Here is a 12443-nt window from a genome sequence, read left to right on the forward strand (position 1 = left end):
CTCCTGTTTTCCAAAAGTGAATCGGTTAATGATAGTTTAAAAAACAGAAACACCTTGTTCACATGGCAAACAAGGTGTTTTCATTATACAACCCTAAAACCCAATTTGATTCTTGTGCTAACATTAAGTACAAATATATGGAATATATCCATTAAAGAGGAATAATTCCATAAAATTAAACTGTGTCTCTTCCCTAATGTACCTGTTACTATTTTGTGGAATTACCGTAATGATTAAGTAAATACTGTAAATCTTACTTAATCATACTGGCTGATGAAAACACATTTCCTGTTCACATTGAGGTACTTAATGGTAATGCTTTCGATCTGGCCACCGCTTTCGCAGACTGCATGTGCGCAAGAGGCTTTCCATATAAAATGGTCGATGGACTACACGCAGGCGGGGACTTCGAGCCACGCCAACTTTACTCCCGTGAATGCGACTTTGCTGGGAGGAGCCAATGCATATACGTTGCCGACGGTTTACAGTCCCGGAGGTGCGATTGGCACAGGTTATATCACGCGGCCGTGGCCCACCAGCTTTACGACGGCCCGGTCAATGGAGTTTGCATTCTCGGCCAATTCGTTCAAATACAGCATTACCTCTTTCTCATTTCGACTGCGCCGCTCTGGGACCGGCCCCAGTCAGATCAAAGTACGTTCCTCAGCTGACCATTTTACCAATGATATCGATGCTTTTCTGATCAGCAACTTAAATCAGTTCAATACCTATGTTGTGCCGGTCAACTTTCCATTTTTGTCTGACAATACCTTCTCCTTTCGCATTTATGCCTACAATGCGCCGAGTATTCACGGTGTACTCTGGTTTGATGAAATCATTGTTAACGGGCTGGTGCACCCGATTATCCTGCCGGTTAGCCTGACTTATTTTAAAGCAACAACCGCCGAAGATCATGTAGATCTGCATTGGGAAACAGCCTCCGAGCACAACAGCAGCATTTTTGTGGTTGAGAAAAGTGTTGATCTGATCCGTTTTAAAGAAGTGGGTGAGGTTCCTGCTGCGGGTGAATCGGAGGGGCGCAGGGTTTATCACTTTAAAGATGAATTACCGGCTGCCGGAGCGAGCTACTATCGTCTTCGCCTGGTTGATAAGGATGGAAGCTTCGCACTCTCCCAGACAGTCGATGTTATGATCGAAACCAGGAGCAGCACATTCATGCAGATCATGCCCAATCCGGCTGATCCCGAAAAAATCATAATAAGCGGAATACCGAAAGATCCGCAGGCGCTTGTACTTACTTCATCTGCCGGTATCAGGATTGCATTTGAATATCAGAAAACAGCAAATAACACGCTCGTTTTGCGGCCGTTAACCCGTCTTGATCCCGGTTTATACTTCCTGATTTATCAGAAAAATATTGGGAAAGAACATGTTAAAATACTAGTTCGGTAAAAGATTCTATGCTTAATTTGTGTATATAAAGCATAAAAGATGGTGCATAGCCATTTACAATTCACAACGTTCTGAATAATTTAAAGGCCCGCAGCCAATGTTGAAAAAAGTGCAGCCGAAGGTTTGGTGGACAGCTCTCGCTGTCGTGGTGGTTCTGTTGATTTCCTGGGGTTTGGTAAGAAGGAACGAGCCGGAAACAGAAGAAGAAGTAGCTGTACGTGCCAAAGCAATGTCGGGCCTTGATCCGGTAATAATCAAAAAACCGGATGCGGCCACAGCTGAGAAGATCACCAAGATCGAGGATATTTTCAGGCGGAAAAAACGGGCCGGTTTTAATGGAAATGTATTGATAGTTCAAAAAGGTGAAATCCTTTACCAGGACTCTTTTGGTTTTGGCAACATCAGGGAAAAAGATACACTTACCAGCGCGTCCAGATTTCAGCTGGCGTCACTTTCAAAGCCATTTACCGCGGTAGCAGTATTGAAGCTGATCCAGGAAGGGAGAGTAAGTCTGGACGATTCCGTTCAGCGTTTTTTTCCTGACTTCCCTTATCACGGTGTCAAAGTTGATATGCTGCTGAGTCACCGGAGCGGGTTGCCCAACTACATTTATTCTTTTACAGACAGTATCCGCCACGGCCGCAAGTATCCCGATAACCTGGATATCATGGACTGGTATGCCAAAGTAAAGCCCACACCCACACCTTACAACCGCCCCGGGCGCTCATTCAACTATTGTAACACCAATTACTGCGTACTCGCGGCTATCGCCGAAAAAGTGACGGGCGAACCTTTTGGTAAATACCTCAACGATCAGATTTTTACCCCCCTGGGAATGATCAATACCTTCCTGGTGACAGATACCTCCGCCACCGCGAGGAAGTTCAGAACAGCAGGGCACCAGTTTGGCCGCCGTCTTGACAAGGATTATTACGACGAAGTGGTAGGGGACAAGGGGCTATATTCCACTACGGGCGATATTTACAGGTTTTACAATGGGCTGACCAAAGGTTTGCTGATTGACAAGAAGCTGCTGGACGAAGCATTCAAGCCACGCAGCTTCGAGCGCGCGGGTATCCGCAACTATGGTTACGGTTTCCGGATGCACATCACGAAAGACAACAAACCCCGCTTTATCTATCACGGCGGCTGGTGGAAAGGCTACAATACCATGCTCTGGGTTTCTCCCGAAGATGAAGCTGTGATCATAGTTCTTGGTAATTCCTACAACCGCTCGACTTACGATCTCAAAGAGTTGCTGGAAGTAATCCACGGCTCCGGTAAAATCGAAGACATCGAGAAAGACATCTAGCATTGTTTGAATTCGGCCACGAATTCAGGATATTTGCCGAAATCAACCAGTTCCCAGCCTTATGCCCGATTCTGCGTATTTTTTGCCGGCTTACCTGCTGCTGGGAGTACCTTTTCTGGGGTTTCTTTCGCTTTGGCTGGGCGGTAAAAAGCTGAATAACGCGGCTGGCTACCTTGGTGCCGCAGCTACATTGACTGGCTTGATAATCAGCTTCTATTATGCTGATCCCGATGCAGTTCACATTGTCAGGTTCAACTGGCTGGTGATTGGAAATACCTCCATTGAACTCGCATTCCGCTTCGACTTCCTTACCTGCATCATGCTCGCCATTGTGCATTTTGTCGCACTTCTGGTTCAGTTGTATTCCATTTCCTACATGCACGGCGACCATAACCTGCACAGGTATTACGCTTTCCTGCAACTTTTCCTTTTTTCAATGGTAGGGATTGTGCTGGGCGGGAGCTTGCTGGTGATGTATATTTTCTGGGAACTCGTAGGCTTGTCTTCCTATCTGCTGATTGGTTTCTGGTATTTTAAAAAGCGGCCGGTATGGGCAGCGCAAAAGGCATTTGTACTGAACAGGATAGGGGATGCAGCCTTTTTGACGGGTATTTTAATGCTATTCTACTATACTGGTTCTACCGACTTTGAGGTACTTCCCACCGCCATTGCCGACCTTTCGCCTGGGCTGCTGACCGTAATCGGACTTTGTCTTTTTGGCGGTTGTGTTGGTAAATCGGCGCAATTCCCGCTCTCGGGCTGGCTGCCCGACGCCATGGAAGGGCCCACTCCCGTTTCTGCATTGATTCACGCAGCTACCATGGTTGCAGCGGGGATTTTCCTGATGGCGAGAATTTCTTTCATGCTCACTTTTAAAGCAGAAGTGGTTATTCTGATCATCGGAACGATCACCATGCTGATCGGCGCAGTGAAGGCGCTCAATGAATGGGATATCAAGCGGGTGCTGGCTTACAGTACCATGTCGCAGCTGGGCCTGATGGTCGTGGCGATCGGTTTTGGTAGCTGGCAAACTGCGATGTTCCACCTTGCCACACACGCATTCTTTAAAGCCGGATTGTTTCTCTCTGCCGGATCCGTTATCCACGCAGTCACTCCCTCAGAAACAGATACCGTATTTGACGCGCAAAATATGCGGACTATGGGTGGTTTGAGAAGAAGCCTGCCGATCACATTCATATGCTTTTCTGTTTGTGCGGCGGCGCTGGCAGGATTGCCTTTTTTCTCCGGGTTTTTATCAAAAGATGCGATTATTACCGAAGGATTTCTCTGGGCCAAACTGGCTGGTCCGGTTGGATATATATTCCCGTTGATCGTCATTTTCTCGGCCGGGCTCACTGCCTATTACATGACCCGTCAGGTTTGGCTGGTGTTTTTTGGTGAGAAAAGATATACAGCATCAGCGGCTGTCCACCCGCACGAATCTCCTGCTTTGATGTGGCCGCCGATGCTATTGCTGTCGGTACTATCCTTGTTTATCTGGTTTTCTTGGAATCCTTTCGATGCAAACGGTTGGTTCCTGCATTTCCTTCAACCGGAGCATTCAGCGCATTTAAGCTGGGTTCCGTTTGTGGCCAGCGCCACTACTTTCCTGTTCATTTTCCTGGCTTACCGCGAAACAAAAGCCGCCAATCCATTCCGTTTGGAATCAAATAGGTTGGAAACTGAAACCGAAAAAAAATTCGCATTCAACTGGCTCCGGGACTACTCGCAGGAGCGCTACTTTATTATACCCTTTGAGTTTGTTACGAATACATTCAAAAGGTTTGAAAAAGGCATTATCGACTCGGTTGTTGATTGGATAGCAAAAGGTAGTGTAGTAGCTGCGCACGTGATCAGCTGGATTGACAGGAATGTGGTAGATGGCGGGGTTAACCTCACTGTGTTTTCGATCCGCTCAGCCGGGAATGCGGCCCGAAGTCTGCAAAACGGCAGGATCCAATCGTATTACCTCGTGACTGTGGCAGGCTTATTTTTTCTGATATTGTGGCTCGTACTGGCTTGATAGCGCCGGCGGAGCTTTAACTCAATTTTGATGATTGACCATATACTTTCCTTACTCATTGCAATTCCGCTCCTGGGCGCCGCTGCTGTGGCTGTGTGGCCAACGCAGAATACCAGCCATTTCAGAATCATTGCATTGGTCGCGCTGCTGCTTGAAATGCTCGTTGCAGTAGTCCTGTACATCAGTTTTGACAATCAGAATCCCGGGTTTCAACTTTCCGAGACAAAAGACTGGATTACGCTGCCTATCGGCTCACTGGGGATCGTTTCCATTGATTATGCGCTTGCGGTAGACGGGATCAGCTTTCCATTGGTTTTGCTGGCAGTGATCGTTCTGCTGGTTGGGGTGATCAGTTCCTGGAATATCGCACAAAAAACACGCGCTTACTTCGCACTCTACCTGTTGTTGTCGGGCAGTGTGGTAGGTTGCTTCCTGGCGCAGGATTTCTTTCTCTTTTACCTGTTTTTTGAATTCATGCTGCTGCCGATGTACTTCCTGATCGGATTATGGGGCGGTCCGCGGCGGGAATATGCTGCGCTTAAATTCTTCATTTACACATTTTTCGGTTCGCTGCTGATCCTGATCGTGATGATCGGGCTCTATCTGTCCGTAATCGATCCGCTTGAAACTGCGCGGATGGTCGGCATTATGGGAGCCGATGATGTAATCCATCCTGATCTGATCCCGCAAATCCAGCAGTGGCTGATCGACGGAAAAATTGCGCCAGAGCAAATCGTACATACATTCCGCTTCCAGTTTCTAGCTGATCCCGGCAATTACCTGCCCGGTTCGCTGCTGCATCTGGCCTCCCAATATTACATTGGCGACATTCCGCTCCGCCTGCTCGCATTCTGGTTCCTTTTCATCGGTTTCGCTGTGAAGCTGCCAGTAGTACCTGTTCATACCTGGCTTCCCGACGCGCACGTAGAAGCGCCCACGCCGATTTCGGTCGTACTTGCGGGAATTCTGCTTAAAATAGGAGGATACGGGTTTATCAGGATCGTAGATGGGTTTTTTCCATTGGAAGCTCAGTACAGCGCCATTCCGCTTGGTATCCTGGGCATGATCTCGATCGTTTACGGCGGCTTTAATGCATTGGGTCAAACAGACCTGAAAAAGATGATCGCCTACTCTTCGGTCTCGCACATGGGGTTTGTGCTGCTCGGCATTGCTGCATTTACAGCCGAGGGAATCAATGGCGCGATTTACCAGATGGTAAGTCACGGTGTACTTTCGGCGATGCTCTTTTTACTGGCCGGTGTGGTTTATGATCGTACGCACGACCGCAAGATTGACAATTATCGCGGGCTGATCGGCGTCATGCCGCATTATACAATTATCACCGGCATTGCATTCTTTGCGTCGCTCGGCTTGCCTGGGTTCTCGGGTTTTGTAGGGGAGCTATTTACATTAATGGGCGCATTCCAGTCCGACCTGCTACCTGCCTGGATTCCGGCACTCTCCACTTTGGGGATTGTACTGGCGGCGGGTTACTTTTTGTGGACTTACCAGCGTATGTTCTTCGGCTCGTTCTGGTATCAGAACGGAAACATTTCCGTTCTGACCGATCTTACAGCAAGGGAAAAAGGCTTGCTGCTGCCGCTGGTGGTTTTGACGATCTTAATCGGGATTTTGCCCGGGATCGTGTTTGATATGACCGGCCCGACCATTGAAGCCTGGCTCGAAACAGTTACCCGGTAATAGCATAATTCCGCGTTGAAAGTTTATCTGCCAAACAGCTGATCCAGGCTGAATCTGCCCTTCTTCGACAATGCTTCGAGTCGCTGCTGTTGCTCCGGTGTGAGTACTTCAATCATCTCATTTCGTTTCTCCTGCGCCAGCATTTTCTTGTCGCGCCGCTTTGTATCGTCGCGTCTCGACAGCTTTCTTTCCATTCGGGCGTATCTGCGGTCAATTTTCTTCAACTGCTTTTGTTGCCTCTTACTTAGTTCAAGCTCGCTTGCAAAGCGGTCCAGGTTCTTTTCGAGCCGCTTGTTGTTGAGCTTGCTGTTTGTTACTTCGTCGTCGGTTCGTATGCTTTCTTTTTTACCAAAAACCTGTGCGTGTACCGGAGTAACGTAGCCCGCCGACCAAACTGACAATGCAATAAGACAAAGCAAAATGACTTTTTTCATGAGCAAATAACGGATTAGAATGTTGCAGCTAATAACGACAGCATGCATTCAGGAAATATAAAAATTCGATTTTTGATGTGTTAAGGCGCAGGTACCGTTCAGCTCGCAGGCTGGTTATGGCAGGAATTTCCCAATCCGATCGAAATAAATATGTTTTGTAACAGAGTATAGGTGGTATTATTTAACATCTTTACAGTAAACATTATTAGTTTTATTTCAAAGTTCACCCCTTTGACCAAATTTTATTTCCTTCTTCTTTAATTAAAATGAAAGAGAGTACTCCTCCGCAAAGACTTTTGTCCCTGGACACATTGCGCGGTTTTGACATGTTCTGGATATCAGGCGGCGAAGAGATTTTTCATGTACTGGCGAAAGTAACAGGCTGGTCATGGGCTGTTTTCCTGGCGCATCAGTTTACACACCCCGATTGGAACGGGTTCCGCGCCTACGATCTGATCTTCCCGACCTTCCTTTTTATGGCGGGAGTATCGACACCTTTTTCACTGGGCAGCAGGCTCGAAAAAGGGGTACCTGCAAAAGAGCTCCTGCGCAAAGTAGTGCAGCGGGGACTATTGCTGGTTTTACTCGGAATCATTTATAACAATGGCATTTTTCAGACCGAATGGGAAAATATGCGGTACCCGAGCGTGCTCGCGCGCATTGGTCTGGCCGGTATGTTCGCCCAGATCATTTATTTATATACAGATAAAAAAGCAAGGTGGATCTGGTTTGCAAGCTTGTTGATCGGCTACTATCTTTTCATGACGTTTTATCCGGTACCTGCCTGTGGTGCAGGATTGATGACAATGGAATGCAACCCGGCCAGCTACTTCGACAGAATGCTGATCCCGGGCAGGCTGCACCTGACTATCCATGATCCGGAGGGACTTGTTTCGACTATTCCTGCTATTGCAACGGGTTTAATGGGTATTTTCGCGGGCGAGCTGCTAAGAACAAGTGAAGAAACGATGAGCAAGAACACCAAAGTTAGCTATCTTGTTTTCGCAGGAATTATCAGTTTGCTTGTTTGTGTGGTCTGGGATTACTTTTTCCCGATTAACAAGAATTTGTGGACAAGCTCGTTCGTGCTTTGCGCCGGCGGTTTCAGCGTGTTGCTGCTCGCATTGTTTTATTGGATCGTAGATGTACTGAACTATCGCCGCTGGACTTTGTTTTTTGTCGTAATCGGCATGAATTCGATTGTGATCTACATGGTAGGGAGGTTTATCTCGTTTGGCTACACAGCAGAAGCGCTGTTCGGCGGTATCCTGAGCTACTTCCCCGAACCGGTTGAAGCAGTAGGAGAGATTATCGCCTTCATTGCAGTTCAATGGGCATTTATGTATTTATTGTTCAGAAATAAGTTGTTTTTGAAAGTATAGAAGAAGGAGGATGGAGGAAGGGGTAGGAAGGAGGAAAGGTGTAGGAACTGGCTTTGTCACCCTGAGCGGAGTCGAAGGGCAGGCACCATGTTACCCTTCGACTCCGCTCAGGGTGACAAAGCAGACTATTCACTCATTCAAAATTGAAAAAAAATGTCAATCCAGGTAACGAATCTCAGCAAAGTGTACGGAAGCCAGCGGGCTGTTGATGGGATTTCCTTCTCTTTGAAAAAGGGGGAGATCGTGGGTTTTCTTGGGCCTAACGGCGCAGGGAAGTCTACTACTATGAAGATATTGACAGGATACCTGAAACCTTCCGACGGGATTGCGAAGGTTTCGGATTATGATGTGGTGAGCCAGCCCATGCCCGCGCGCCGGTCGATCGGTTACCTGCCTGAGCATAACCCGCTGTACCTGGATATGTATGTAACCGAATTGCTGCTTTTTTCGGGGAAGCTTTACGGAATGCACGGAGCCGCATTGAATGCGCGGGTGGAAGAAGTAGTAGCGATGTGCGGACTGGAAGCAGAAAAACGCAAGAAGATCGGGCAGCTATCCAAAGGTTACCGCCAGCGCGTGGGGCTTGCACAATCCTTTTTGCACGATCCCCAGGTACTTATCCTCGACGAACCTACCACGGGTCTTGACCCTAATCAGTTACAGGAGATCAGGGAGGTGATCAGAACGGCGGGGCAGGACAAAACAGTACTTTTTTCAACCCATATCATGCAGGAAGTAGAGGCACTTTGCGACCGCGTGATCATCATCAATAAGGGTAAGGTTGTCAATGACAGCTCGTTGGAAGCGTTGCGGCAAAGCGGGAGCTCGCTGGAAGAAACGTTCCGGAACCTTACACAAACCACTGGAAATCACTAGATAGTTGCTTTAACGATAATCGGGAAAGCAATTATTAGAATTGCATTAAAACGCGATGTTTGTTGCATTTATTGAGATCTAAAATTGTATTATTGTAACTATCGAAAAACTACAATGTCGTTTTTGAAGTCAGATAACCTAACATTCCCTCTTTAAAGTCAGTGATTTCAGGTATGAAGAAATGGTTTTTAGACCGGTTTCGTGTTGTAATAAGCATTGTCATTCTCGTTTTTCTAAGCACAATGGTTTCCGTTGCATGGAAATTCATGGGTGCGCGGAAAACCAATGCTGTCGCTGCTCCCGAAAAGCTTGAAAAGACTGCTGCCAAAGCGCCAAAAAGGAGAGCCGATCCCGTTTTGGTCCTGCCCGAAAACGAATGGGTAGACAGTACGCTGCGCTCGATGAGCACCGAGGAAAAGATCGGACAGCTGCTGATGGTTGCTACATTCTCCAACCGCGACGAATCTCATTATAAATATATTGACAAGCTGATAGACGAGTACCACCTCGGCGGATTGATATTCTTCCAGGGCGGACCCGTTGCGCAGGCTTCTCTGACCAACAGGTACCAGTCACATTCAAAAATTCCATTGTTCATTGGTATTGATGGAGAATGGGGCCTGGGAATGCGCCTGGACAGCACAATTTCTTTCCCTAAACAAATGGTACTCGGCTCGATCCAGAACGATGAGCTGATCTATTTAATGGGCCGCGACATTGCCAAGCAATGCCGCAGAATGGGTATCCATATCAATTTTGCGCCTGTATCCGACATTAACAACAATCCCGCCAACCCGGTGATCGGTATCCGCTCTTTTGGCGAGGACAGGGAGAATGTAACCCGCAAGGCGATTGCCTACATGAAAGGTTTGCAGCACAACCAGGTCATCGCAACAGCCAAGCATTTCCCTGGCCACGGCGATACAGATGCAGATTCGCATTTTACATTGCCTGTACTCAACCACTCTGCCGAACAATTGCAGGAGACGGATATTTATCCTTACCGCGCCATGATCGCGGACAGTTTAATGGGTGTGCTGAGCGGACATTTGAATATTCCTGCGCTTGATAACAACTCAAACCAGGCGAGTTCACTTTCTGAAAAGGTGATTACAGGGTTGTTGAGAAAAGACCTGGGTTTCCGCGGGCTGGTGTTTACCGATGCAATGAACATGAAAGGTGTTCTGAAAAACGGCAAAGCAGCGGACGTAAACCTGAAAGCACTTGTCGCAGGAAACGATATTCTTCTTTACCCTGAAAACATCGCGGAAACGATCACGAGGATCAAAGATGCGATTAACCAGAAAGTAATCAGCGAGAAGATCATCGACGATAAGGTTAAGCGCGTATTACAGGCCAAGTATTGGGCAGGATTAAGCAATTATACACCGGTTGACATTAATAATCTGTACGCCGATCTCAACAAGGAAAGCAGCAAAGAGCTTTACCGCGCATTGAGCGAAGCGGCTGTTACGGTTGTTAAAAACGATAATCATATTCTTCCGATCGGATCTGTGCTGGATAACGGGATCGCGTCGGTAAGTATTGGAGAAGGCAGCAGCGTGGCATTTCAGAAAATGCTCTCAACTTACAAGCCGATGCGCTCTTATTCTTTCTACGATAGTCAGGCTTCGCAGGAGCAGATCAGTGAAATGCTGAATTACCTCAATCCTTATCATACGGTGGTGGTCGACATTCACGGCATTTCCTCCAATCCGGCAAAAAATTACGGCGTCACCAAAAGCATGACCGACTTTGTTAGTCAGCTGAAACAGCAAAACAAGAAGGTAATCCTCTGCATTTTTGGTACACCTTACAGTATAGGCTTCTTCCCGGAAACGGATGCATTGGTTTGTGCCAATCAGGATGGAAAAGACCAGCAGGAGATCGTTCCGCAGATCATTTTCGGTGCATTGAGCTCAAAAGGCACGCTGCCAGTTTCAGTACTTGCCTACAAAGCGGGTACGGGTGTTTTTACCACGGCCATTAACCGCATTGCATTTGGTACGCCGGAGAGTGTGGGAATGGACGCGGCTTCTTTAAAAAGAATCGATGAAATCGCTACTGCTGCATTGAATGACCACATTTTTCCCGGCTGCGAAGTGCTGGTGGCGAGAAAAGGCAAGATCGTTTATGACAAACAGTTTGGCGGGCTGAATTACCGGGCCGGCGAGAGAGTGACGTCCGAGACCATTTATGATCTGGCTTCATTGACTAAGGTGTCGGCCACATTGCAGGCTATTATGCTGCTTTATGACCGCAAGCAGATCAATCTGGATGAAAAAGCTTCGGCTTACCTGCCTGAACTGGTGGGTACCAACAAGCAAAATTTCACGATCAGGGAGCTGTTGCTGCACCGCTCTGGTCTCGTATCCTTTTATCCGCCGCTTTGGGACCGTACCAAAACCAATGGGGGAGGCTTGCTGCCGGAGTATTATAGTTCCAAAGCAGATACCGCCTATTATCTGCAGGTAGCGCCTAAATTGTTTGCAAAACCTGCATTACGCGATTCGGTTTGGAAATGGGTGATCGAATCTCCGATGAACAACCGCCGCGAGCGCTCGGGCAGCTACGGTTATCTGTATAGCGACCTGGGTTTTCTGACACTTCAGAAAATCGTGGAGCGCGTTACCGGCCAGCCGCTGGATATATTCGTGGCGGCCAATATTTACGAGCCGCTGGGACTGGGTTACCTTGGCTTCAATCCACTTCGTCGCTTCTCGGAAAAGCAGATTGCGCCGACAGAACAGGATTATCGGTTCCGCGGGCAGTTATTGCAAGGGACAGTTCACGATCAAATGGCGGCGATCATGGGCGGGGTGGCTGGGCACGCTGGCTTGTTTGGTACCGCGCGTGACCTGGCGGTTTTGTTTCAAATGAACCTCTGGAAAGGCAGCTACGCAGGCAAGCGGTATTTCGAACAGGCAACAGTCCCGCTTTTTTCAAGGGTTTATGATGAATCCTATCACCGCGGATTGGGCTGGGATAAAGCCCCGCTTGATGGGAACAGTTCCTATGTTTCGCCCCTCGCATCTGTCAATTCATTTGGCCACACCGGCTTTACGGGAACAATGGTTTGGGTGGATCCGGAAGAGGATCTGCTGTTCGTTTTTTTGTCAAACAGAGTCAATCCTGATCCTGAAAATACGGGAATAACGACGCATCGGACCCGCCGGAAAATCCAGGATGTGGTATACCGTTCGTTGCTGGAAAGGAAAAGTCAGCTTCCTTAAAGTGGTGGAAGTGTATTTGAAAAATATCTCTAACTTTACCAATTAAAAAAGGTTAGCGGAAAGATATTC

At 47.7% G+C, this 12443-nt stretch carries 8 protein-coding genes; 7 read left to right on the forward strand and 1 reads right to left on the reverse strand.

Features of this window, described 5'->3' with window-relative positions; all coding sequences use genetic code 11:
• Window positions 1-273: 273 nt before the first annotated feature.
• The 4 genes from AC1XTG_RS04985 to AC1XTG_RS05000 all read left to right on the forward strand — a co-directional run bounded on the left by AC1XTG_RS04985 (window position 274) and on the right by AC1XTG_RS05000 (window position 6449).
• Window positions 274-1413 (forward strand): T9SS type A sorting domain-containing protein, encoded by a 1140-nt coding sequence (locus AC1XTG_RS04985; RefSeq protein WP_484841227.1) that lies wholly within the window; start codon window positions 274-276, stop codon window positions 1411-1413.
• A gap of 97 nt (window positions 1414-1510) precedes the next feature.
• Entirely contained in the window at window positions 1511-2725 is a 1215-nt protein-coding gene (locus AC1XTG_RS04990) for a serine hydrolase domain-containing protein (RefSeq protein ID WP_056279721.1), read from the forward strand.
• 61 nt (window positions 2726-2786) lie between these two features.
• The gene (gene nuoL, locus AC1XTG_RS04995) at window positions 2787-4748 is read left to right on the forward strand and encodes an NADH-quinone oxidoreductase subunit L (RefSeq protein ID WP_484841228.1); all 1962 of its coding nucleotides are present in this window, start codon (window positions 2787-2789) and stop codon (window positions 4746-4748) included.
• A gap of 30 nt (window positions 4749-4778) precedes the next feature.
• On the forward strand, window positions 4779-6449 hold the full coding sequence (locus AC1XTG_RS05000; RefSeq protein WP_484841229.1) for a complex I subunit 4 family protein: 1671 nt from the start codon (window positions 4779-4781) through the stop codon (window positions 6447-6449).
• A 23-nt stretch (window positions 6450-6472) separates the two neighbouring features.
• Here AC1XTG_RS05000 and AC1XTG_RS05005 read toward each other — a convergent pair whose 3' ends face one another.
• Window positions 6473-6883, reverse strand: coding sequence for a hypothetical protein (locus AC1XTG_RS05005; protein WP_484841230.1), 411 nt, complete (start codon window positions 6881-6883; stop codon window positions 6473-6475).
• 266 nt (window positions 6884-7149) lie between these two features.
• Here AC1XTG_RS05005 and AC1XTG_RS05010 point away from each other — a divergent pair, with 266 nt between their 5' ends.
• The 3 genes from AC1XTG_RS05010 (at window position 7150) to AC1XTG_RS05020 (ending at window position 12374) form a co-directional block, all read left to right on the forward strand.
• Entirely contained in the window at window positions 7150-8265 is a 1116-nt protein-coding gene (locus AC1XTG_RS05010; RefSeq protein WP_484841231.1) for an acyltransferase family protein, read from the forward strand.
• A 153-nt stretch (window positions 8266-8418) separates the two neighbouring features.
• Window positions 8419-9141 (forward strand): ATP-binding cassette domain-containing protein, encoded by a 723-nt coding sequence (locus AC1XTG_RS05015; protein WP_056279728.1) that lies wholly within the window; start codon window positions 8419-8421, stop codon window positions 9139-9141.
• Between the two features lie 173 nt (window positions 9142-9314).
• Window positions 9315-12374 carry a serine hydrolase domain-containing protein gene (locus AC1XTG_RS05020; RefSeq protein WP_484841232.1) on the forward strand — a complete coding sequence of 1020 codons (3060 nt, stop codon included), beginning with the start codon at window positions 9315-9317 and terminating at the stop codon, window positions 12372-12374.
• The last annotated feature ends 69 nt before the right edge of the window (window positions 12375-12443 follow it).

Source organism: Dyadobacter sp. HNCC25DJ183 (assembly GCF_056895175.1).